The organism is Cupriavidus sp. 05N38 (genome assembly GCF_056397345.1).
This window is the reverse complement of record NZ_JBFTNF010000029.1, coordinates 35,698-56,051: the sequence shown is the minus strand read 5'-3', so window position 1 is coordinate 56,051 and position 20,354 is coordinate 35,698. Positions and strand designations below refer to the sequence as shown.

At 62.7% G+C, this 20,354-nt stretch carries 26 protein-coding genes, 1 tRNA gene and 1 pseudogene; 21 read left to right on the top strand and 7 right to left on the bottom strand.

The genetic code is table 11. The features are described from left to right. Window positions 1-222 precede the first annotated feature (222 nt). The 10 genes and pseudogenes from AC1DK4_RS20785 (at window position 223) to AC1DK4_RS20740 (ending at window position 9,128) form a co-directional block, all read left to right on the top strand. Window positions 223-1,395, top strand: coding sequence for a phage tail sheath protein (locus AC1DK4_RS20785; RefSeq protein ID WP_477116147.1), 1,173 nt, complete (start codon window positions 223-225; stop codon window positions 1,393-1,395). A gap of 35 nt (window positions 1,396-1,430) precedes the next feature. Then, window positions 1,431-1,940, top strand: a complete 510-nt coding sequence (locus AC1DK4_RS20780; protein ID WP_477131748.1) for a phage major tail tube protein — start codon at window positions 1,431-1,433, stop codon at window positions 1,938-1,940. Between the two features lie 58 nt (window positions 1,941-1,998). Continuing rightward, the gene (locus tag AC1DK4_RS20775) at window positions 1,999-2,328 is read left to right on the top strand and encodes a phage tail assembly protein (protein WP_477116146.1); all 330 of its coding nucleotides are present in this window, start codon (window positions 1,999-2,001) and stop codon (window positions 2,326-2,328) included. A gap of 32 nt (window positions 2,329-2,360) precedes the next feature. Further along, window positions 2,361-2,426 (top strand): GpE family phage tail protein, encoded by a 66-nt coding sequence (locus tag AC1DK4_RS20770; RefSeq protein ID WP_477116158.1) that lies wholly within the window; start codon window positions 2,361-2,363, stop codon window positions 2,424-2,426. Further along, entirely contained in the window at window positions 2,423-5,095 is a 2,673-nt protein-coding gene (locus AC1DK4_RS20765) for a phage tail tape measure protein (RefSeq protein ID WP_477116145.1), read from the top strand. The genes AC1DK4_RS20770 and AC1DK4_RS20765 overlap by 4 nt, the downstream gene beginning before the upstream one ends. Before the next feature lie 2 nt (window positions 5,096-5,097). Then, a complete protein-coding gene (locus AC1DK4_RS20760) occupies window positions 5,098-5,523 on the top strand; it encodes a phage tail protein (protein WP_477116144.1) in 426 nt (141 codons plus the stop codon). After that, a pseudogene (locus AC1DK4_RS20755) lies at window positions 5,520-6,669 on the top strand (phage late control D family protein). The gene AC1DK4_RS20760 and the pseudogene AC1DK4_RS20755 overlap by 4 nt, the downstream one beginning before the upstream one ends. Before the next feature lie 112 nt (window positions 6,670-6,781). Then, window positions 6,782-7,867 carry a hypothetical protein gene (locus AC1DK4_RS20750; protein ID WP_477116143.1) on the top strand — a complete coding sequence of 362 codons (1,086 nt, stop codon included), beginning with the start codon at window positions 6,782-6,784 and terminating at the stop codon, window positions 7,865-7,867. 351 nt (window positions 7,868-8,218) lie between these two features. Beyond that, window positions 8,219-8,428: a Com family DNA-binding transcriptional regulator gene (locus tag AC1DK4_RS20745; protein WP_477116142.1), complete on the top strand. Its 210-nt coding sequence runs from the start codon at window positions 8,219-8,221 to the stop codon at window positions 8,426-8,428. Continuing rightward, the gene (locus tag AC1DK4_RS20740) at window positions 8,379-9,128 is read left to right on the top strand and encodes a DNA-methyltransferase (RefSeq protein ID WP_477131747.1); all 750 of its coding nucleotides are present in this window, start codon (window positions 8,379-8,381) and stop codon (window positions 9,126-9,128) included. The genes AC1DK4_RS20745 and AC1DK4_RS20740 overlap by 50 nt, the downstream gene beginning before the upstream one ends. A gap of 53 nt (window positions 9,129-9,181) precedes the next feature. Here the strand turns inward: AC1DK4_RS20740 and AC1DK4_RS20735 are convergent, their stop codons facing one another. The 3 genes from AC1DK4_RS20735 to AC1DK4_RS20725 all read right to left on the bottom strand — a co-directional run bounded on the left by AC1DK4_RS20735 (window position 9,182) and on the right by AC1DK4_RS20725 (window position 11,189). After that, window positions 9,182-9,886 carry a hypothetical protein gene (locus AC1DK4_RS20735; RefSeq protein ID WP_477116140.1) on the bottom strand — a complete coding sequence of 235 codons (705 nt, stop codon included), beginning with the start codon at window positions 9,884-9,886 and terminating at the stop codon, window positions 9,182-9,184. A 42-nt stretch (window positions 9,887-9,928) separates the two neighbouring features. Further along, window positions 9,929-10,639: a hypothetical protein gene (locus tag AC1DK4_RS20730; RefSeq protein ID WP_477116139.1), complete on the bottom strand. Its 711-nt coding sequence runs from the start codon at window positions 10,637-10,639 to the stop codon at window positions 9,929-9,931. Window positions 10,640-10,766: 127 nt separating this feature from the next. After that, window positions 10,767-11,189, bottom strand: coding sequence for a helix-turn-helix domain-containing protein (locus tag AC1DK4_RS20725; RefSeq protein ID WP_477116138.1), 423 nt, complete (start codon window positions 11,187-11,189; stop codon window positions 10,767-10,769). A 74-nt stretch (window positions 11,190-11,263) separates the two neighbouring features. On the opposite strand from AC1DK4_RS20725, the gene AC1DK4_RS20720 reads away from it, so the two are divergent. From AC1DK4_RS20720 to AC1DK4_RS20670, 11 genes are all read left to right on the top strand, one after another. Continuing rightward, window positions 11,264-11,458 carry a hypothetical protein gene (locus AC1DK4_RS20720; RefSeq protein ID WP_477116137.1) on the top strand — a complete coding sequence of 65 codons (195 nt, stop codon included), beginning with the start codon at window positions 11,264-11,266 and terminating at the stop codon, window positions 11,456-11,458. Between the two features lie 35 nt (window positions 11,459-11,493). Further along, complete coding sequence (locus tag AC1DK4_RS20715) at window positions 11,494-11,685, top strand: hypothetical protein (RefSeq protein WP_477116157.1); 192 nt, start codon at window positions 11,494-11,496, stop codon at window positions 11,683-11,685. Window positions 11,686-11,713: 28 nt separating this feature from the next. Next, window positions 11,714-11,905, top strand: coding sequence for a hypothetical protein (locus AC1DK4_RS20710; protein WP_477116136.1), 192 nt, complete (start codon window positions 11,714-11,716; stop codon window positions 11,903-11,905). Then, window positions 11,902-12,150, top strand: coding sequence for an Ogr/Delta-like zinc finger protein (locus AC1DK4_RS20705; RefSeq protein ID WP_477116135.1), 249 nt, complete (start codon window positions 11,902-11,904; stop codon window positions 12,148-12,150). The genes AC1DK4_RS20710 and AC1DK4_RS20705 overlap by 4 nt, the downstream gene beginning before the upstream one ends. A 79-nt stretch (window positions 12,151-12,229) precedes the next feature. Then, window positions 12,230-14,947, top strand: coding sequence for a toprim domain-containing protein (locus tag AC1DK4_RS20700; protein WP_477131746.1), 2,718 nt, complete (start codon window positions 12,230-12,232; stop codon window positions 14,945-14,947). A 2-nt stretch (window positions 14,948-14,949) separates the two neighbouring features. Beyond that, entirely contained in the window at window positions 14,950-15,198 is a 249-nt protein-coding gene (locus tag AC1DK4_RS20695) for a hypothetical protein (RefSeq protein ID WP_477116133.1), read from the top strand. After that, entirely contained in the window at window positions 15,195-15,353 is a 159-nt protein-coding gene (locus tag AC1DK4_RS20690) for a hypothetical protein (RefSeq protein WP_477116132.1), read from the top strand. Before AC1DK4_RS20695 ends, AC1DK4_RS20690 begins: the two co-directional genes overlap by 4 nt. Next, entirely contained in the window at window positions 15,353-15,595 is a 243-nt protein-coding gene (locus AC1DK4_RS20685) for a hypothetical protein (RefSeq protein WP_477131745.1), read from the top strand. Before AC1DK4_RS20690 ends, AC1DK4_RS20685 begins: the two co-directional genes overlap by 1 nt. After that, window positions 15,588-15,791, top strand: coding sequence for a hypothetical protein (locus AC1DK4_RS20680; RefSeq protein WP_477116130.1), 204 nt, complete (start codon window positions 15,588-15,590; stop codon window positions 15,789-15,791). Before AC1DK4_RS20685 ends, AC1DK4_RS20680 begins: the two co-directional genes overlap by 8 nt. Before the next feature lie 20 nt (window positions 15,792-15,811). Continuing rightward, window positions 15,812-16,234 (top strand): hypothetical protein, encoded by a 423-nt coding sequence (locus tag AC1DK4_RS20675; protein ID WP_477131744.1) that lies wholly within the window; start codon window positions 15,812-15,814, stop codon window positions 16,232-16,234. Continuing rightward, complete coding sequence (locus tag AC1DK4_RS20670) at window positions 16,231-16,530, top strand: hypothetical protein (protein ID WP_477116128.1); 300 nt, start codon at window positions 16,231-16,233, stop codon at window positions 16,528-16,530. Before AC1DK4_RS20675 ends, AC1DK4_RS20670 begins: the two co-directional genes overlap by 4 nt. Before the next feature lie 33 nt (window positions 16,531-16,563). Here AC1DK4_RS20670 and AC1DK4_RS20665 read toward each other — a convergent pair whose 3' ends face one another. From AC1DK4_RS20665 to AC1DK4_RS20650, 4 genes are all read right to left on the bottom strand, one after another. Continuing rightward, window positions 16,564-17,316, bottom strand: coding sequence for an HNH endonuclease (locus AC1DK4_RS20665; RefSeq protein ID WP_477116127.1), 753 nt, complete (start codon window positions 17,314-17,316; stop codon window positions 16,564-16,566). Between the two features lie 111 nt (window positions 17,317-17,427). After that, the gene (locus AC1DK4_RS20660) at window positions 17,428-18,390 is read right to left on the bottom strand and encodes a tyrosine-type recombinase/integrase (RefSeq protein ID WP_477131743.1); all 963 of its coding nucleotides are present in this window, start codon (window positions 18,388-18,390) and stop codon (window positions 17,428-17,430) included. 300 nt (window positions 18,391-18,690) lie between these two features. Then, window positions 18,691-18,777, bottom strand: a tRNA-Leu gene (locus AC1DK4_RS20655). 239 nt (window positions 18,778-19,016) lie between these two features. After that, complete coding sequence (locus AC1DK4_RS20650) at window positions 19,017-20,306, bottom strand: MFS transporter (RefSeq protein ID WP_477131778.1); 1,290 nt, start codon at window positions 20,304-20,306, stop codon at window positions 19,017-19,019. Window positions 20,307-20,354 lie beyond the last annotated feature (48 nt).

The following is a 20,354-nucleotide window of genomic DNA, read 5'->3' as shown; positions in this document are numbered from 1 at the left end:
GCCCCGCCCTGGCGTGGCTCCTGTGGGCGGCCCTGCGTATCGGCGGCTGGTATTGGTGGAAAGACAAAGCGGCCACCACTGGCGAAGCCGCGCCGATGGAGCAGGAATAGCCCGCCTGCTGTTGTCGCGCTCAACGGCACAACACTCCACACGCGACAGCGTCGCGCGCGCACACCATCCTACCGGGACGATCTCTCTTGTCGGCTACTCCCGGAGGACTACATGCCAACCGAATACCACCATGGCGTCCGCGTCATCGAAATCAACGACGGCACCCGGCCCATCCGGACCATCGAAACCGCCGTCTGCGGCATCGTCTGTACTGGCGACGACGCCGATGCGACGGCCTTTCCCCTCAACACCCCAGTCCTGCTGACCAATCCGCTGACGTCGCTCGGTAAGGCCGGCACCAAGGGCACGCTGGCGCCGACGCTCGACGCCATCACCGACCAGGCCAACCCGCTCACCGTTGCCGTGCGCGTACCCGTGGGCGCCACCCCGGAGGAGACCACCAGCAACCTGATCGGCACCGTCGACGCGCGCGGCCGCTTCACGGGCATGAAGGCGCTGCTGGCCGCCCGGAACCGCTTCGGCGTGACCCCGCGCATCCTGGCCGTGCCCGGCCTCGATAGCCTGCCGGTGGCCGCCGAGCTGGCCGGCATCGCGCAGAAGCTGCGCGCCTTCGCCTACGTCTCCGCCCACGGCTGCTTGACCAAGGAGGACGCCGTCCTCTACCGCGACAACTTCGGGCAACGCGAGCTGATGACCATCTGGCCCGACTTCATCGGCTGGGACACCGTCGCCAACGCCGAGCAGACCCTCTGGGCCACGGCGCGCGCCGTGGGCCTGCGCGCGAAGCTCGACAACGAAGTCGGCTGGCACAAGACCCTCTCCAACGTCACCGTCAACGGCGTCACCGGGCTGTCGCAAGACGTCTACTGGGATCTGCAGGATCCGGCAACCGATGCTGGCTACCTGAACAGCAACGAGGTCACAACCCTGGTCAACCTGCAGGGCTTCCGCTTCTGGGGCTCGCGCACCTGTTCCGCCGATCCGCTCTTCGCCTTCGAGAACTACACGCGCACGGCGCACGTGCTGGCGGACACCATGGCCGAGGCGCACGTCTGGGCCATGGACCTCCCGATGACACCCTCCCTGGTGCGCGACGTGCTCGAAGGCATCAACGCCAAGATGCGCGGCATGGTGCGCAGCGGCTACCTGCTGGGCGGCGCCGCCTGGTACGACCCGACGGCCAACACCAAGGACACCCTCAAGGACGGCCAGCTCGCCCTGGACTATGACTACACCCCGGTGCCGCCGCTGGAAAACCTCAAGCTGCGCCAGCGCATCACCGACCGCTACCTCATGCAATTTTCCCAAGCCGTTACCGCCTGATCGGCGCGACGCCACAACCTAAACGAGGAAGCGACATGGCACTGCCACGCACTCTCAAGAATTTCAACGTCTTCGCCGACGGCGTGAGCCACGCCGGGGAATGCGAGGAGATCACCCTGCCCAAGCTCACCCGCAAGCTGGAGGAATACCGGGCCGGCGGCATGAATGGTCCGGTCGACCTGGACATGGGCTCCGAGAAGCTCGAGCTGGATACCACCTATGGCGGCGTGATGCGCGAGATCCTGAAGCAGTACGGCGTCACCAGCGTCGATGCGGCGCTGGTGCGCTTCGCTGGCGCCTACCAGCGCGACGACACCGGCGACGTAGATGCCGTGGAGGTCATCGTGCGCGGCCGCCACACCGAGATCGACTTCGGCAGCGGCAAGGCCGGCGACAAGAGCCCGTTCAAGGTCAAGTCCTCGCTGTCCTATTTCAAGCTGACCGTGAACGGCGAGGTCTGGATCGAGGTCGATCACGTGAACTTCGTGGAGATCGTCTTCGGCGTCGACCGCCTGGCCGAGCAGCGCCGCGCCATCGGCCTGTAACCCTCTCCTGGCCGGCCGCTCGCCGGCCCATCCCCCTCCCACCTGAAGGAATATCGTCATGACCGAGCAAACTGTTGAAACCGTCGACCTGGACACCCCCATCCAGCGCGGCAACGAGAAAATCACCCGCATCACCGTGCGCAAGCCGGGCTCGGGCGAGCTGCGCGGATGCAGCCTGATCGACCTGATGCGCATGGAAGTCACGGCACTACATACCGTGCTGCCGCGCATCACTACCCCCACCCTCACCCAGCACGACGTCAGCTCGCTGGACCCGGCCGACCTGACGCAGCTCGCCACCAAGGTGAGCAATTTTTTGCTGCCGAAGGCAACCAAGGACGAGGCATACCCGCCCGAGTCGAAGACGCCGCCGCAGACGTTGCAGTGATCTTTGGCTTTCGCCTGGAAGAGCTGTATGCCATGGGTCTGGGCGAACTGATGGAGTGGCGCGAAAGAGCGCGCGAACGTAGCGGGGTGGATAAATGAGCGCGGACCGCAACTTGCGGCTGCAGGTGATCCTGGGTGCGGTGGACCGCGTGACGCGCCCATTCCGCACGATGATGGGCAGCGGCTCGGAGCTGGCGCGCACGGTGAAGGCCACCCGCGATCAGCTCCGCGAGCTGAACCGCACGCAGGTGAACATCGACAGTTTTCGGAAGCTGTCGAAGGACGCCGCTATTGCGGAGAACCAGCTGCGCACAACGCAGGCCCGCGTCAAAGGGCTCGCGCAGGAGATGGCCGCCGCGGACCGGCCCACGACGGCCATGTCGCGCAGCTTCCAGGCGGCGGTGCGCGAGGCACAGTCGCTCAAGCAGCGCGGTGCCGAGCTGCAGCAGAACCTGCAAGGCGTGCGCGGCCGGCTGGAAGCCGCGGGTGTCAGCACAAGCAACCTGACCCAGGCGCAGCGCGAGCTACGCGGCCAGATCGGCAACGTGAGCCAGTCGCTGGCGCAGCAGGAGGCGCGCCTGCGCGCTGTCGGCGAGCGCCAGCGGCAGGTGGCGGCCGCGCGCGCGCAGTACGAAAAAGGCATGGGCGCGCGCAACGCCATGCTGGGCGCCGGCGCCACCAGCATGGCGGCAGGCGGGGCCATGCTCACACCCGTCGCCAAGGCGGTGAAGGACTACGTGACGTTCGAGGACGCCATGCTCGGCATCGCCCGCCAGGTAGACGGCGCGCGCGACGACGCCGGCAATCTCACCGCCGTCTATTACGACATGGCGCGCCAGATCAAGCTGCTCGGCGAAGAGTTGCCCATCCCCACCACTGCCATTGCCGAGATGGTCACCGCCGGCGCCCGCATGGAAGTGCCGCGCGAAGAGCTGATCGACTACACGCGCACGGTAGCCATGATGGCCACCGCCTTCGACGCCGTGCCCGACGAGATCGCCGAGAGCATGGGCAAGGTGGCAAAGAACTTCCGCATCCCCACCGCCGGGATCCAGGCGCTGGCCGACTCCATCAACTACCTGGACGATAACGCCATCAGCAAGGGCAGCGACATCATCAACGTGCTCAACCGGATTTCCGGTGTGGTCTCCACGGTGAAGATGTCGTCTTCGGATGCGGCGGCCCTCGCCTCCACGCTGCTCACCCTGGGCGAGCGCACCGAGACTGCCGGCACGGCCATCAATGCCATCACCCAACGCTTTGCCGCGGCGGAGAAAGGCACGAAGCGCTTTCAATCCGCCGCGGCTGAAATTGGCCTCACCACGCAGGAAATCCAGAAGGGCATGTCCGAGGACGCCACCGGCACCATCTTCAAGGTGGTGGAAGCGGTGCGCCGGCTGCCCAAGGACAAGCGGATCGGCGTCATGGTGGAGCTGGTCGGTATGGAGCACTCGGACACGCTGGCTAAGCTGGTCGACAAACCGGAGGAGTTCCAGCGACAGCTTGAGCTGGCGAACGGCGCCAAGGCGAAGGGCTCCATGGGGCGGGAGTTCTCCGCGCGCCAGAAGACTATCTCTGCTGCCTGGGCTCGCCTGCAGAACAAGCTGTTCAACACCAGCACCGACGGCGGCGAGGTGCTGCGGCCTGAGCTTGCGGACCTGATGGAGACCATCAGCAATCTGGTGGATCGCTTCAACGCTTTTGCCAAGGCCAACCCGGCAGTTGTAGCGTGGCTGATCAAGGGAGCCGCTGCAGCCGGCGCCCTCTTGGTGGTCATGGGCGGCCTGACGCTCACCCTAGCCGCCATACTTGGGCCGCTGGTAATTGCCAAATACGGCCTCGCCATGCTCAGGATCCAGATGGGGGCTGGCGCGGGTATCGCCGCGCGCCTGGCGGGCGCCTTCAATTTCGTCATGAAGGCGGTAGGCATGCTTAGCCGTGTCCTCCTGATGAACCCCATCGGCCTGGCTGTGACGGCCATCGGCGTGGCCGCATACCTGATCTACAAGTACTGGGAGCCGATCAAGGATTTCTTCACCGGCCTGTGGTCCGAGGTGCGTGGCGCCTTTCAGGGCGGCCTGAGTGGCGTGCTGGCGCTGATCGCCGATTGGTCCCTGCTCGGCGCCCTCTATCGCATTGTCGCGCCGGCGCTGAAGTACCTCGGACTTGATCTGCCGGCCAAGTTCAGCGAATTCGGCGCCAACCTGCTGCAGGGTCTGGTCAACGGCATYACCAGCAAGCTCGGTGCCGTCCGGGACGCCGTGGTGGGCGCCGGAGCGAGCGTTGCGGCATGGTTCAAGGAAAAGCTGGGCATTCATTCTCCCAGCCGCGTCTTTGCCCAACTGGGCGGCTTCACCATGGCCGGGCTCGAGCAGGGTCTTGCGCAGGGCCAGGTTGGTCCCCTGCAGGCCATGGGACGCATCGCCGAGGCCGTGACGGCTGCCGGTGCCGCGGGCCTTGCCGGGGGTGCCACTGCAGCCTCGCGCACCGCGGCGAACGTCGCGCGCACCCTCGCCGGCCTGGGCGCGGGCGTGGCCATCGGTGCTGGCGCGCCGGCTGTAGCCGCGGTGCCGATAGACACCCGTCCTCCCCTCGCCACGCAGGGCGCAGCTGGCGCTGGCGCGGGACCGGCGACGGTGATCTTCAACATCCATCCGCCGGCGGGCGCAGACGAGCAGCTGATCGCGCGCCTGGTGGAAGAGAAGCTCCGCGACCTGGAGCGCCAGCGCGGCGCTCGGGAGCGCTCGCGGCTCACCGACAGGGACTGACCATGATGATGGCACTCGGGCAGTTCGTCTTCAGCCTGGAGACGGCGCCCTACCAGGACTTCCAGCAGCAGATGGGCTGGCAGCACCCCTCCAACAATCGGATCGGCCGCCGGCCCGCGCGGCAGTTCCTCGGCTCCGACGATGAGACCGTTACGCTGGCGGGCCTGCTTGTCCCCGAGTTGACTGGCGGCGACGTGACCGTCGACCAGCTGCGCAAGATGGGCGATGCCGGCGCGGCGTATGTGCTGATCGAGGGCACAGGCCGCTACTATGGGCTCTTCGTGATCGAGGGGCTAAGCCTCACCCGCACCCTCTTCTTCCAGGATGGCAAGGCGCGACGGATCGAGTTTTCCCTGAAGCTAGTGCGTGTGGACGATGAAGCCGAGGCGCTAATTGGCCCCGGACTGGTGGAGGATGGACTCGCATGATCCGCGCCAATGCGAACACCGAGCCGCGGGAGATCACCGGGCGCGAACCCAAGCCAATCTACCGACTCACGCACAACGGCAAGAACATTACCGCTCGCTTCCAGGGGCGGCTGATGAGCCTCACGCTGACGGACAACCGCGGCTTCGAGGCCGACCAGCTGGATATCGAACTGGACGACCATGACGGCATGCTGGATCTGCCGGAGAAGGGAACCCGGTTATCCCTCGCGCTCGGCTGGGCCGATACCGGCGTGGTGGACAAGGGCACCTACAAGGTGGACGAGATCGAACATAGCGGCCCGCCCGACCGGCTGACCATCCGCGCACGCAGCGCGGACCTGGGGAGCGACCTGACCACCCGGAAAGAGCGTTCCTTCCGTGACCGGACCGTGGGCGCAGTGGTGCGCGCCATCGCCCAAGAACGAGCTGGCGGCCGTGATCGCGCAGCAGCTCGCCGACCTGGTCATCGACCACCTGGACCAGACTGGCGAGTCCGACGCCAACTTGCTCACGCGCCTGGCGAAGGACTACGACGCTATTGCCGCCGTCAAACAGGGCAAGCTGCTGTTCATCAAGGCGGGCGAGGCATTGAGCGCATCCGGCATACCCCTGCCCATTGTCACCATCACCCGCGCCTCGGGTGATAAGCACACTTTTAACATTGCCGACCGGGAGAACTACAACGGGGTCAAGGCTAGCTACCAGGACACGCGCTCGGCGAAGAAGGGCGAAGTGGTAATTGACGCGTCGAACTCGGTGGCGGTCAAGGAGAAGGCCAGCAAAGACAAGAAGAAAGTGACTGTCACCACCTACCCTAACCCAGACAATGTAAAGGTGCTACGGCACACCTATGCCAACAAGACCAATGCGGAGCGTGCGGCGCGCGCCGAGTGGCAGCGGATCCAGCGCGGCGTGGCCACCTTTGGCATCACGCTAGCGCGCGGCCGGCCCGAGCTATTTCCCGAGCTCCCCGCGGTCGTGCGCGGATGGAAACCGCAGATTGACAACACAAGTTGGACCGTAGCCAGGGTGACTCACAGCCTTAGCAACCATGGCTACACGACGGCGCTGGAGCTGGAGATCAAGTCAACGGACTTCGATGCCGATCCAACACAATCCGCCGACGACGGAACGTCAATAAGCTGATCCTTGCATGTTGCCCTCGAATCCATTAGCGTCTCCCCGTTACTCGATGTAATGTATTCGGGCGCACCGCGCAGGACACGGGGCAAGTAAATGGCGCAGTTTTGGAAGCTAAATGAGCGACTCGGAAATCCAGGCATCTGTCGGCGAAGCCCTCAAGAACGACGGGAAGACTAAGAAGAGCTTCGCTGAGCAAGCGCCAGTCCTATTGGCATTTGTCACCAGCGTACTCTACGGGATGGGCTTCCTCGTGTGGACGAGCTATCTGGCCAGCAAGGGGATATCAGACCAGTCATTGCTGAGCACCAAGTATGTCTTGGCTGGAGCGCTTCTGGCCATTGTGGCGGTCGCTTATTATTTTTTTGTATGGCGGCACATGGCAAAAAGGGCTGTGCGCGGATACGGTTCGCCGAAGGATATGGGCAAGGTATTCCGTGTCTTCCTGGACACATATTTTGTCGGCGAGGACGCCTTTGCATGCTGCTTCGTATCCGCTTGGTTGACCGGATTTCTGTGCCCTGATGTCTTTGCTGAACCAGCACAGATAGTTCTGCTTCTCGGCTTCACTTTGGATAGGTTTCTATTTGGCTCTAAAATTGTCAACAAGCGACCGCGACTTACTTTCGCAATCAGCTTTCTCCTTCAGGGTGCCTGCATGGCATTCTTTTTCCTTTTTGCAGCGCTTTACCCGCCACTCCTTTCCCTATTTTTTACCCTCCTAAGCGTTACCATTGTTGGTCAGTTTATTTTAACTTCGTCGGTCTGGAAGAGCAAAGAAGATCATGGTTATTCGATATTTTACCTGGGGTTTATGATGCTCGTGGGAGTTGTTGCTTTCGGCGCAACGTTCTATGAGCACGTGAGCCCAAAGTATGGCGGTGCTGCACCAGCAAGAGTTTCGGTAACGCTCGCTCCTGATGCAGAAAAAATGATTCGGGATGCCTTTTCCCAGGCCAAGAGCGATCTTTTTCTTATTGTCGATTCGGATTCTGCGACTGTCTTTCGGCTCGGATCAGCCCAAACTCAAACGAAGGTCGTTAGACTTGATCACAAGTTAATCCAGGCCATTTTTGTTGAGCCGCCCCCTCAGAAAACGGCAGCCTCATTGCGCTTCGGTGAGGCAATCGGAAACCTTCTCAAAGGAAGGCATACTGCGCCGACCGAAAAAGGCGCCGCATCGGGCGCAGAGGCACGTCGGTAATAAGGCGCCAACGCGAAAATCCGGCTGCGATCTAAAGTTGGCCGATTGATGTTGTGCCATGTCGACTGACAACATGCCGCGCGCGCATTCTTTGCGCGCGACGGGCATTCTAACGCCACCCCCGTGAAACTAACGCTGCCCGCTCAGTCAGTGGAGAGCAAGCGGAAGCGTGGGAAGTTTCGCAATGGGTATGCCGGAGCAATGCCGGCGGAGGAAAAGACGCGGCGACGTGGCAAGTGTTAGCGCACCTGCCACGACCCGCACTAGCAGATCGGACCTGCCAGTTCGGCCAGGGCCGCGCCACCTCGCGAGGCGCAGGCATCCTAGCACAACGCAGGAAAGCCACTCTCAATGCAGGACATCCGATGCGGTAGTTGCAGTCGCAAACTCGGCGTAGGCGAATACACCCGGCTCGCCATAAAATGCCCGCGATGCGGGGCCATGAATGTCATGAGGGCCGAGCGCCCCGCACCAGAAAGCCGCCGAGCTTCGCATAGTGGAGAACCCATCCATGAATACGACCACTCGCGTGCCGGCCCAACTCAATCACCTCTATCGTGAAAACGCGCTCGATGTGCTGGCCGGCTTGCCCGACCAGTCCGTCGACCTATTCTTTACCGATCCGCCCTATTCCTCTGGTGGCCTGCATACGACGACAAGAGTGCMGGCTCCTGGCAAGAAGTACATTCGCGCCGACACGAAGACCAAGTACGCCGAATTCGGGCATGACAACAAAGACCAGCGGTCTTGGACATTCTGGTGCATGGCATGGCTCGCAGAGGCATACCGGGTCGCAAAGGACGGAAGCTATCTGGTGTGCTTTATCGACTGGCGCCAGCTTCCGAGCTTGACTGACGCCATCCAAGGCGCCGGATTCGTGTGGCGAGGCACTGCCGTGTGGGACAAAACCGCAGGCCGGACCCGGCCGCGTATGGGCGGGTTCTCGCAGCAAGCAGAATTCATGGTGTGGGCGACCAAGGGCTCGGTGCCGACCGCCAGCGGCGTGTGTCTCCCTGGCGTATTTGCGGAGCGCCTGCCGTTCCCGAAGCGGCACATGACGGAAAAGCCAATCGGGCTCGCCCGCGAGGTCATGCGCCTGGTGCCACCTGGTAGCGTGGTCTGCGATCCGTTCGCCGRCTCAGGTACATTTCTGGTGGCAGCGAAGGAAGCCGGTCACTACTGGATCGCTTGCGAACTAGAGCCTGCCTACCACGATGCAGCGAACGACCGCTTAGCTGCAGTTGGCGCACGGGCAGCCTAGCAATCTCGGCTGCGTGTTGGAGCGCCGCCGAGATGCTTGCGGCGTCTGCCGTCTTAGATCTTCTCCATCGGCTCAACGGTGATGAAGAAGATGCCGAGGCTCGGCACGGCCGAATAGTTGACACGCAACCCGTCTCGCTCCATGACTACGGGTTCGGGTTCGTCCTTATTCCTTTTGATATTTGAGCTGAGCTTCTTGGTCGCGTCACCGATCCAGGTCATGGCGTTGTCACCCTCTTTCTTTCCCCAACTCGGAAACGTATTGGCAAGCACAACTGCGGCCGTCAGCCCTGTCTCGACGCTTCCAACTTTGTCGTCGCTCGGTAGCCCGAACATCAAGCTATAGCGCAGCAGGTCTGCCTTGTTACCTATGGTTTCAAGATGGAGGTATTTGGTAAGCTTAATTGACTCACGCAGCGTCCCATCCTTGAGCGGGTTCGAGGTGCGCTCAGCTGTAGGGAGGTCGCCCAAAATTGTGGCTGTGCTACGACCTATGGTCGGCCTTGACGACTCCGGAAGCGGTTTTTCCGCTTGTGCCGTGGCGGGCGCGCTTGCGGCAGCTTTAGCTTCTGCTGGGTCCTTGGTCTTCGACTCGCCACCAACACACTGGCTAAGAATCCAGGCGCCGATGATAACCACTACCAGTCCAGCGAGGACATCGCGTACTCTCGTGCCCGGATTCTTAGCCCCACAATGCGGGCATGCCGCAGCCTTGTTGGATATTTCCTTCTTGCATTCCTTGCAGTTGACCATTGCCATAGGTTTCTCCGTTATTGGTTTGCCGCTTCGTGCCTGGCACCACTACTGGCGGGGCTTGCCGCCGCCTACGCTCCGGGAAGGTATCCAGCTTGCCATGTCTCCGTTGGTAGCCAGAACAGCGCATTCGTAAATGTTGGTGTCCGGCATGCGTACCATGCCGCCAATGGTGTGTTCCTTTCCATCGTAGCGGCATGAGTGGGGAGTCGAGGAGCCAACTGCTTCCACTGCGGGTCGCAAAGCGCTGGCGTAAAGGCTATAGGCGGCTAGCCCCAGCGCTGCTATGGCACTGCCTTTAAGAATGCGGAGCGTCTGGCGGGTGCTGTCATGACCCGCAGAAAGCGCGGCACAACCTGCGCACTGGGAACGCTCGGCCGTAACTGCTTCCGGTTGCCTATTGGGGGAGCCGGGCAGTTCGCCTCTCGCTTCCAGGATCCAGTTGTCGAGCATCTCCATCACGCTCCTAAACTGGCCACAAGGCAAGTCGAGGATTTTCTCGATGCCGAAATCGGTCAGAACGACCGAGTAGACATCAAGCTGGCGCTCGATGCCTGCGACCTGCATGACTTCCTTGACCTTGGCCGCGATGCGCTTGCGCTGCAAGTCCGTAATCGTCCTGACCGGAGGTAATGGCTCGCCGGTACTAATCGTGATGACGTTGCTTGTGTGGTTGCTGGCGCTGGCACCTTCGTGAATCACGTTTCGAGCGACAAACTGACCCACGTCGCCGTCGATTGCTATGTCCTTGCTATTCATCGATCCGTCAAAAAATGCATTCCTGAGTGGCCCCGGTTGCATTCCCGATATCGGCTTGCGTCTTTGCGCTAGCTCTCTGTGTTTCGATGACTTCTTCGACGTTCAGAGCGGTCCAGACCGCATCACCTCAGTCCTTCTTGCGTTTGCCCATTTCGATGGTGAATGGCGCGGTGACGTTGCCCTCAACGTATTGGCCAACTTTGCCTTTCACACGAACACTGCCGCTTCCCTCATCTGGCTGCATGCCGCCGATCAATGCGAGCACACCGGCTCGGCCGCGCGCATCGAGTAGACGATAACCCGCCAGGATGGCCGCTTCCTCAGCGGCTAGAGAGGCCGAACTGGGCACGCCAGTTAGAACATAAAGAACGTCAACGCCCGCGCCTGCTATGGCTGCCAGGTAGTTTGCGTCCGGGACGCGCTCGGCCTTCTCGTAGAGAACCTGAGTCTTGACTGAGACGCCGCCAATGGCCGCGAAAGCGGCCTGATTGCAGCCTTTCCGCTTTCGCTCCTCGGCCAGTCGGCCCCCAATACTCACCGCTTGGTTCATTTTAGTGTTGTAAAATGCACCGTTTGGTGCATATAATTTGTTGTGCAACGCTAACTTACACAAGTATATCCGCCATGCCTAAAGCCAAAGCTCCGGCGACTCGTTCGCCGCGCGGCGTCCTGACTGACAAGCCCATCGCCCTGCGGCTGATGCCATCAGAAATGAAGGCAGTTAAGGACCTGTCAGCAGCAGAAGGCCGCTCGCTCGCGGGTATGGCTCGGCTGCTAGTGCTGGCGAGCCTGCCTGTGAAGAAGAGCCGCTCTTCTTGAGCGTCGTGATCATTCCCATTTCTCCAGAGACTGGCATGTATCCCGATCCGAAACGAGTACGAGATAACCGACTGACCCTGCGCTTCGATGACCTGGAGTACGACGTCATCACCGCATTGGCTCGCTATCAAGGCGAACAGCCGGCGGCGTTGGTTCGCCAGCTTGCATTGCTCGCGGCCGAACACCTGCTCGGCCTTGAGGCAACTGTAAATGAGGGCTCCGCGTAAGCGAAGCCGCCGAAGAGCCGCTCAAAAGATGCCCGAATTCGAAACCAGCTGGACTGAAGAACAGCTCGCAGTGCTGGAGCGTGTACGCGCACAGCAAGGGCTCGAATCCGTGCACCAGGCCGCCGAGTGGCTTGTGAAGATGCACCTGCGGCGCAGTGCAAAGTCAATCACCGGGCGAGGGCGTGCGCTGTACCCGGTCAAACCAGTGAGATCGAAATGAGGATGAACTGCCCACATTGCGGAACGCTCATGGTCTTCCGCACCAGCCGCACGGTGTCGCTGCTGTCGAAAGAGGGATACGCGCAGTGTCCTAACGTCGAGTGTGCCCATACCTGCAAGGTCATCCAGACAGCGGTCCACACCATCGCCCCCAGCATGAAGCCCAACCCGAAGGCGTATCTGCCGATGGGCAAGCCTCGCCCGGGCATGAGCGACGGGCGGCAGATGGATCTGCTGCCGACCTAGCGGCCTAGCCCGCTTTCTTTTCGATTGCCTGCTTCATGCCCCCTCCGGGGCGTGAGGGAATCCTTTTGCCCCGAGACTCATGAACCCATCACTCCACGCCGACGTCACCAGCCGCCTGCTGCGCGACTACGGCTTCAAGCAAAAACGCACCGCCGCCGGCGACAAGCTGGAGGACGGCAAGTGCCCGGCCTGCGGCCGCAAGGCGCTCTGGGGCTTTGGAGACAGGCCGTGGGTCATCCGCTGCAACCGGCAGAACCATTGCGGCGCCGAGCTGCATATCCGGGATCTGTACCCGGACCTGTTCGACAACTGGAGCGACCGCTTCCAGGCCACGCCGGAGAACCCCAAGGCGGCGGCCGATGCCTATATGCGCGACGGCCGCGGCTTCGACCTGGACAAGGTCAGCACCTGGTACACGCAGGAGAGCTATTACAGCCACGAGCTCAAGATCGGCAGCGCCACCGTGCGCTTCTCGCTCGGCGCAGGCGCGCACTGGGAGCGGATCATCGACCAGGCGCACCGCTTCGGCTCGCGCAAGGCCAACTTCCACGGCAGCTACGGCGGCACCTGGTGGCAGCCGCCCGTCCTGAACACGGCCGCCGTGGACGAACTCTGGATCGTGGAGGGCATCTTCGATGCCATCGCGCTGTGGCTCAACGGCATTCCCGCCGTCGCCGCCCTGTCGTGCAACAACTATCCGGCCAAGGCCCTGGCCGCGTTGCTCGAGCAGCTCGCCGCGCTGGAGCGCAAGCGGCCCACGCTGGTGTGGGCGCTGGACAGCGACAAGGCCGGGCGGCGCTTCACCCGGCAATGGCTGGCCCGCAGCCGCGATGAAGGCTGGACCGCGACCGCCGCGCAAACGAAGTCGGCCGGCAGCAGGAAGCTCGACTGGAACGACATGCACCAGCGCGGGCTGCTGCGTGCCACGGACCTGGACGAGTATCGCCACCTGGGCGCCCTGCTGACGGCGGAATCGCCGGCGGAGAAGGCGCGGCTGATCTACGGCCGCGGCAGCGCGAGCCAGTTCGCTTTCGAATTCGACAACCGCCTCTACTGGTTCAAGCTCGACATCGAGGCGCTCAACCGCGAGGCCTACGCCATCCGCGAGGCGCACGGCGACATGCCGGAGCACGAAGTGCGCGAGCAAGCCATGCTCAAGGCCGGCGTGGTGGTCAACATCGCCACTTGCCTGCCCACGGCACTCTACTACCAGGCCAACACGCTCACCGACGAGAGCTGGTACTACTTCCGCGTCGCCTTCCCGCACGATGCGGCGCCGATCAAGAACACCTTTACCAGCGCGCAGATCGCCTCCGCCGGCGAGTTCAAGAAGCGCCTGCTGGCCGTGGCGCCGGGCGCCTTCTATACAGGCTCCAACGGCCAGCTCGACGAGTATCTCAAGGGTCAGATGCAGCGCATCAAGAGCGTGCAGACCATCGACTTCGTGGGCTATAGCAAGGAGCACGGATGCTACGTGTTTGCGGATGTGGCGGTGAAGGACGGCACGCTCCACCTGCTCAACGACGAGGACTTCTTCGACGTGGGCCGCCTGTCCATCAAGACCATCAGCGGCTCCGCCGGCCTCACGCTGAACGCCACGCTCAAGGAGTTCAGGCAAGACTGGCTGGACCTGCTATGGCGCGCCTTCGGCGCCAAGGCGCTGGTGGCGCTGGCCTTCTGGCTGGGCAGCCTGTTTGCCGAGCAAATCCGCGAGGGCGACGGCATCAAGCACAAGAGCTATCCGTTCCTGGAAGTGGTCGGCGAGCCGGGCGCAGGCAAGACCACGCTGATCGAATTCCTGTGGAAGCTGTGCGGCCGGCGCGACTACGAGGGCTTCGATCCTTCGAAGTCATCCCTGGCGGCGCGCGCGCGCAACTTTGCCCAGGTGGCCAACCTGCCGGTGGTGCTGATCGAGGGCGACCGTGGCGACGATGGCGCCAAGGCGCGTGGCTTCGACTGGGACGAGCTCAAGACCGCGTACAACGGCCGCAGCGTGCGCGCCCGCGGCATCAAGAACGGCGGCAACGAAACCTACGAGCCGCCCTTCCGCGGCGCCGTGGTCATCAGCCAGAACGCGGAGGTGAACGCCAGCGAGGCCGTGCTGCAGCGGATCGTCCATCTGTACTTCGACCGCGCCGGCCAGAACCCTGACACGCTGGAGGCCGCCAAGGCCATCGAGCAGATCCCCGTCGAGGACGTATCCGGCTTCCTGCTGACCGCTGCGATGAAGGAGCGCGAAATCCTGCAGGACTTCGCGGAGCGCACGCCGGTGTACCAGGAGCACCTAGCGAAGCACCCGGACGTGAAGCACCCGCGCCTGGTCAAGAACCATGCGCAGCTGATGGCGCTGGTGGACTGCCTCGGGCATGTCTTGCCCCTGCGCAAGGAGTACCGCGACGCCACGCTGCGCCAGATCACCACCATGGCGGCCGAGCGCCAGCAGGCTATCGGCGCCGATCACCCGCTGGTGCAGGAATTCTGGGAAATCTACGACCACATCGAATCGGCCGACGACGACCGGCCGGTGCTCAACCATGCCCGCGGCGATGGCGTCATCGCCGTCAGCCTGCGGCACTTCGAACAGGTGGCGAACGACCGCCGCCTCCACATCCCCCCGCTTGCCGACTTGAAGCGCGTGCTCAAGACATCGCGGCATCGCAAGTTTGTCGACCTGCGGGTGGTCAACAGCGCTATCAACGCGCACCACAACGCCGAGTATCCGATGTCGCCGAAGAAGCCCGCCACTGTGAAGTGCTGGGTCTTCGAGGGCGACCGGTCGGCACACAAAGGAGCTTGAGCATGTTGTCCATTGAAACCAGCCTTTGCGCCGCGGCCAAGATCGTCGCGAAACCAGTCCGGTTCCGGAAGAGCGGTGGCAGCAATGGCATGCCGGCGTGCATGTTCGCCACTCAGAGACTGGAATTCACGCTGCACGATGGCAACCACTACACGCTGGTGATCCATCTGGAAGAAGGCTGTCACACCCTGACGGCGAGCGAGCCGGTGGTCCTGCCCCCAGTTCCTGAATCCGACGGAGAGCCGGCATGAGTGCGTATCTCGTCTACATCGTGTCACACGCTGGCGTGCGCATGCAGTTCACCGCCATTGCGCGCACGCGCCTGGATGCCCAGCTCGGCGCGCTAGACCACCTGACCGAACCGCCTCGCTTCTGCCGCGCCCGCGCGATCGGGAGGACTGCCTGATGCTGGCTTTGCTCAACCTATGGATGATCGTTACCGCGCTGGTGTCCGTGTTCCTGTTCAACGCCGGCCCTTCGCGGGCACGCTGGGCGGCCCTGGCCGGCCTGCTCGGCCAGCCTGCCTGGCTGTACCTGACCCACGCCACCGGCGAGGCCGGCATGTTCGCGGTAAGCCTGTTCTTCACGCTCTGCTATGGCCGAGGCGTTTGGAGCGGCTTCCTCCGCCCTGGAGACCACGATGGCTAAGCCCGAGCTCACCGAAGCCGATCTGCGCCGAGCGCACCGCGCCATGCGCATCGCTACCCCGTTCGAAGCCATGTCCGACCTGGTGCGCCGGGCGCTGACGGCAGCGGCTGGCGCCATGGCGGCGCGGGACCGTCAGCGGACGGCCCGGCGGCCGGCGGATATGAAGCGCCGCGCTGGCGGCGATTTTGAGGATTGATATTGCAGGAGGGTCAACCCATGAAGCACGAGATCACCATCACTATCGATGAACACCGGCTCGCTCAGCAGAGCGACGAGCGCCTCGCCACGCTGTGGTACGTCGCACAGGCCAACCCCGCGCCGTTCGGCGATCCGGCCGCGTGCCACCTGGCGGAGCAGATCGGCCGGGAGATCATCTGCCGGTGGCTGCGGATGACGCCGGCGCCGCTGTGGAACTGGCAGGGTGGGCATGTTCAGCACGCGTCGTTCCATGCGGCGAGGGAGAATGCTGCGCGGTACCTGAAGCTGCGCGATGTGCCTGTGGAGCAGCTCGGCGCCGCCGGTGTGCCTTGCATCGCCGTGCCGTCTGGGCTGCAGAGCGAGGACTATGTGAGTGGCGAGGAAGCGGACGCGGCTGTGGATTCCGTTGCGAGGCCTGCCGAGTATGGGAGACAGCAATGAGCGACGCAGATTTGATTGATCGCATTGCTGCCGCCGTCGCCGAGCGCGTCTTGCCGGCGGTACCGTTTAACGTCCAGTTGTGGAGCACCGAAGCGATTGCCGCCTACCTACAGCGGCCCGCGCAGGTGGTACGCGAGCGAGTCGTTTGCTTACCCGGCTTCCCGCGGCCAATTCGCCTCCCCACGGCTGCGGGAAGCAAGGCCACCGCCCATCCCCGCTGGAAAGCGGCCGAAGTGATCGCCTGGACTGAATCACATCGAGAAGTTTCCGCGGGAAGGCGTCGCAGGACGGGCTAGGTTGGCAAACCTACAGGGTGGGCGCGACAACGTTCAGGAGTTTGCTTCCTGCTTGAGCGCTGCCCGCACGCGATTTAGCGCTGATCTAGAAAGATCGGCGCTTCCAAAAAGCTCAGCGTAAGACGTTGAAATCGTTGATCCCCCGTTCAGCCTGACGACAGGCCCTGCCTCGGTAGTCTCGATAGCGAATAGACCAGCATCGAACATTTTGTGTAAATCGGCTCTCAGAAGAATAGCGTTACCAAGATGCTCAGCGCCTTCATTCTTAACTGCACGGATATGAGCAACCTCTAACGCTTCTAATTGGGTCTCTCCCGAAATCGCGCAGCGGCCATCCACGCTTACCAATATTTTTCGCAGCATCGCCTGATCTGGGCGACTAAATCTGGAGATAACTTCAAGATTGCGCTTCTTCGACTCGTTCCCATAAAGGAGATCGATAGCGACCTCTCCATTGTAGTAGCTGTCGCCGTCGTCTTTCCACGTGGCCTTTCCGCTTGATGCGCCAGCCGTCCACTCAATGGTAGAAGCGCCCCATCTTGCGTATTCTTTTGCCTTGGGATCTTCCTGCTCCGCTTGCTCATATCGCAATCGCAGAACCATCTTCTCCCCCTGCTTCTTGGCCGATCCGTTAGATTTATAGGACGCCCAGTCCTGCCGCCCGCCCTTTCGACTCCAACTCTCTATCGATTCAACTGAAATGGGACCATCATCAATATCATTTGGATTGATAAAAATCAGTTCGTCTCCAGAAGTCCAATGGACTACTATTCCCGTCTCGATCATGGCTGCAATGTCCCGGATTTATATATACCAGTAGTAATCTTTGTGCTCCCGTTACCTAGATCACGGGCGCGTGCCAAGAATGTACTACGAACTCGATATGCATGGTTCCCCCTACACCAACAGCCGCGCAATCTCCGCCGCGCTAGCGTTGTAATAGGTCATCAGTTCATTCAGATTGGTATGCCCAGTCATCCGCGCCAGGTCGAGCACCGGGATCTTCTTGGCAAGCCTGGTGATCGCCTCATGCCTCGTATCGTGAAAAGTCACATCCCCCACCGCCGCCCTATCCCGTCCCACCCGATAAAGCGCGTCCCGACTGCTGTTCGTCAGGTTGAAAAGCGGTTTGCCCTCCCCGACCGCCGGCAACAACTGCAGCAGCTCGATAGCACGGCTCGATAGCGGCACGTCGCGCGCACCGCCGTTCTTGGTGAGGGGAAGATGGGCCACCCGGGCTGCCAGGTCGACCGCTTGACTGGTCAGCCCCAGGATCTCGCCTGAGCGCATAGCCGTCTCGATGGCGAACAGAAAGGCCACTGCAACGCGTTGCTTGGGCAAGACGACGGGCAGCCCCTCCTGATAGCCCAAGGCCGCCGTGATCGCGGCAACCTCAGCCTCGGAGATGCGTCGCGCCCTGGGCCGGCTGTCTGGCGGCCGGCGCACCGGCTTCATGGGGTCGGTAATCAGCCAGCCCCATTCGTCCCGGGCCACCTTGAGTGCATGAGAGAGGAGGCACATCTCGCGGGACACGGATGCCCCCGATACTTCGCGCAATCGGGCGTCGCGCCAGGCGGTGATGTGCTGAACCTTCAGGTCGGCGAGCCGGATCGAGCGAAACGGCTTGCCGTCGATCTCTTTCTTGCCAATGAGCTCGAGCCGGTAGATCTCCCAGCGCTTGCCCCGCTTCTGGGGGCTGACTTCGCGTTGGTAGCGGTCGAGTACGTCACCGACGGTATGCGTCTGACTGCCTAGACCATCGGCCAGCGAGTGCAGTTCCGCTTCCCGCTGGATGGCCCAAGCCTGGGCCGATGCCTTGGTGCTAAAGGCCCGACTTTCTCGTTTGCCTTTGACATACACCGACGCTATCCACCCTGCGCCACTTTTCCTCAGACTTGCCATTGCACAAACACTCCGTAGCCCCCGGAGCCAGAGCAGGCGCGCTCAGAAATCCCGATATTGTGGTGTGTTCAGCATGCAGGAGTGTACCCGGCACGCGTAGTGCGCGCGTAATTTACACGTAGTCACGCGTAGTTTCGTGGGTTTTTGTGCGGCTTTCCCGACACGAAAGCGAGGACGTGCAAAACCCTAGAAACCCTTGTGGGGCTTAGGTTTGCGGTCTACTTTGGTGTGGATTTGTGTACTGCGGAAAGGGGTGGGTGGTGCGAGGGAGGGGACTCGAACCCCTACACCATTGCTGGCGTCAGGACCTAAACCTGGTGCGTCTACCAATTTCGCCACCCTCGCAGTCCCTGCGGGCGCATCCCTGGCGGGAGGCCGCTGTGCTCGCTGGCGTTGCAGGCGGGCCGGGCAGCGTGTGAGGTCACAGAAGCGGCGGGCAAGACTGCCCGCCTGGCTTGTGTTTCCTGTGCTGCCGGCGCACTTTGCGCATGCAGCGCAACGAGGCTGCGGATTCTAGCGCAAAGCGCGCGGGGAATCCAGCCCCTTGCCTGCATCGGCGCAATCAACGTGCGCTGCCCACGGTTTCAGCGCTTGCCCTTGATGCAGGAGAGTACAAGGACGGTGGCGCAGGCTTCGAGGGCGGCGACGAAGTACAGGCCGGAGGATAGCTGGCCGGTGCTGGTCTTGAACCAGCCGATCATGTACGGGGCGACGAATCCGGCCAGGTTGCCGATGGAGTTGATCAGGGCGATGCCGCCGGCGGCCGCGGTGCCGGCGAGGAAGGCGGACGGCAGGGACCAGAATACGGGGAAGGCGGCGAGGATGCCTACGGAGGCGATGGTCAGGGCGACGAGCGCGAGCACGGCGCTGTGCAGCCACATGCCGGTGAGCACGAGGCCGGCGGCGGCCATGAGTGTCGCCAGGGCGCAGTGCAGGCGGCGTTCGCCGGTGCGGTCGGAGTGGATGCCGTTCCAGACCATGGCGATGGTGCCGGCGATGAAGGGGATGGCGGAGACCAGGCCGATCTGGAGATTGCCCTGCACACCGAGCTCTTTGATGATGGACGGCGACCAGAAGGCGATGGTGGCGTTGCCGCTGACCACGCAGAAGTAGATGGCGGCGCAGATCCAGACGCGGGCGTTGGCGAAGGCGTCGCGCAGGGATGAGTGCTTGGCGGGGTCGCGGTTCTCGGCTTCGATCTCGCGGCTGACGAGATCGCGCTCGCCCTGGGTGAGCCAGTTGGCGCTGGCGGGCTTTTCTGGCAGGAACATGAGCACGGCGATGCCGGCGAGCACCGAGGGGATGCCTTCGATGACGAACAGCCATTGCCAGTTGGCAAGGCCTTCGACGCCTTCCATGCGGCTCATGATGAAGCCGGCAAGCGGGCCGCCGATCACGCCGGCGATGGCGAACGAGGTCATGAACAGGCCGTTGATGCGGGCGCGGCGCTGGGCGGGGAACCAGTAGGTGAGATAGAGCACSACGCCGGGGAAGAARCCSGCGTCGAAKATGCCGAGCAGGAAGCGCAGCGCGTAGAACTGCATGGGAGTCTTGACGAAGATCATCGCCATCGACGCCAGGCCCCACAGGATGGTGATGCGCGCGAGCGTGCGGCGCGCGCCGATCTTTTCCAGCAGCAGGTTGCTGGGGACTTCGAAGAGGAAATAACCGATGAAGAAGATGCCGGCGCCGAAGCCGTACACGGCTTCGCTGAACTGCAGGTCTTGCAGCATCTGCAGCTTGGCGAAGCCGACGTTGACGCGGTCGATCCAGGCCAGCACGAACAGGAAGACGAGGAAGGGAATCAGCCGCACCGCGATCTTGCGGTAGGCGTGGTCGCGCTCGGCGGCGCTGGGCGCGGCGGCGGGCGCCATCGCGTCGGGGGCTCCGGTCATCACGGTGGTCATCGGTGTAACTCCTTG

Excerpts from the sequence above, each read along its gene's own strand:
- AC1DK4_RS20680 (WP_477116130.1), top strand. The coding sequence starts at position 15,588 with ATGGCTAAGCCCGAGCTCACCGAAGCCGATCTGCGCCGAGCGCACCGC.
- AC1DK4_RS20675 (WP_477131744.1), top strand. The coding sequence starts at position 15,812 with ATGAAGCACGAGATCACCATCACTATCGATGAACACCGGCTCGCTCAG.
- AC1DK4_RS20735 (WP_477116140.1), bottom strand. The coding sequence starts at position 9,886 with ATGGCAATGGTCAACTGCAAGGAATGCAAGAAGGAAATATCCAACAAG.
- AC1DK4_RS20785 (WP_477116147.1), top strand. The coding sequence starts at position 223 with ATGCCAACCGAATACCACCATGGCGTCCGCGTCATCGAAATCAACGAC.
- AC1DK4_RS20720 (WP_477116137.1), top strand. The coding sequence starts at position 11,264 with ATGCCTAAAGCCAAAGCTCCGGCGACTCGTTCGCCGCGCGGCGTCCTG.
- AC1DK4_RS20710 (WP_477116136.1), top strand. The coding sequence starts at position 11,714 with ATGCCCGAATTCGAAACCAGCTGGACTGAAGAACAGCTCGCAGTGCTG.
- AC1DK4_RS20705 (WP_477116135.1), top strand. The coding sequence starts at position 11,902 with ATGAGGATGAACTGCCCACATTGCGGAACGCTCATGGTCTTCCGCACC.
- AC1DK4_RS20730 (WP_477116139.1), bottom strand. The coding sequence starts at position 10,639 with ATGAATAGCAAGGACATAGCAATCGACGGCGACGTGGGTCAGTTTGTC.
- AC1DK4_RS20700 (WP_477131746.1), top strand. The coding sequence starts at position 12,230 with ATGAACCCATCACTCCACGCCGACGTCACCAGCCGCCTGCTGCGCGAC.
- AC1DK4_RS20745 (WP_477116142.1), top strand. The coding sequence starts at position 8,219 with ATGCAGGACATCCGATGCGGTAGTTGCAGTCGCAAACTCGGCGTAGGC.
- AC1DK4_RS20750 (WP_477116143.1), top strand. The coding sequence starts at position 6,782 with ATGAGCGACTCGGAAATCCAGGCATCTGTCGGCGAAGCCCTCAAGAAC.
- AC1DK4_RS20670 (WP_477116128.1), top strand. The coding sequence starts at position 16,231 with ATGAGCGACGCAGATTTGATTGATCGCATTGCTGCCGCCGTCGCCGAG.
- AC1DK4_RS20695 (WP_477116133.1), top strand. The coding sequence starts at position 14,950 with ATGTTGTCCATTGAAACCAGCCTTTGCGCCGCGGCCAAGATCGTCGCG.
- AC1DK4_RS20690 (WP_477116132.1), top strand. The coding sequence starts at position 15,195 with ATGAGTGCGTATCTCGTCTACATCGTGTCACACGCTGGCGTGCGCATG.
- AC1DK4_RS20715 (WP_477116157.1), top strand. The coding sequence starts at position 11,494 with ATGTATCCCGATCCGAAACGAGTACGAGATAACCGACTGACCCTGCGC.
- AC1DK4_RS20685 (WP_477131745.1), top strand. The coding sequence starts at position 15,353 with ATGCTGGCTTTGCTCAACCTATGGATGATCGTTACCGCGCTGGTGTCC.
- AC1DK4_RS20780 (WP_477131748.1), top strand. The coding sequence starts at position 1,431 with ATGGCACTGCCACGCACTCTCAAGAATTTCAACGTCTTCGCCGACGGC.
- AC1DK4_RS20725 (WP_477116138.1), bottom strand. The coding sequence starts at position 11,189 with ATGAACCAAGCGGTGAGTATTGGGGGCCGACTGGCCGAGGAGCGAAAG.
- AC1DK4_RS20775 (WP_477116146.1), top strand. The coding sequence starts at position 1,999 with ATGACCGAGCAAACTGTTGAAACCGTCGACCTGGACACCCCCATCCAG.
- AC1DK4_RS20760 (WP_477116144.1), top strand. The coding sequence starts at position 5,098 with ATGATGATGGCACTCGGGCAGTTCGTCTTCAGCCTGGAGACGGCGCCC.
- AC1DK4_RS20665 (WP_477116127.1), bottom strand. The coding sequence starts at position 17,316 with ATGATCGAGACGGGAATAGTAGTCCATTGGACTTCTGGAGACGAACTG.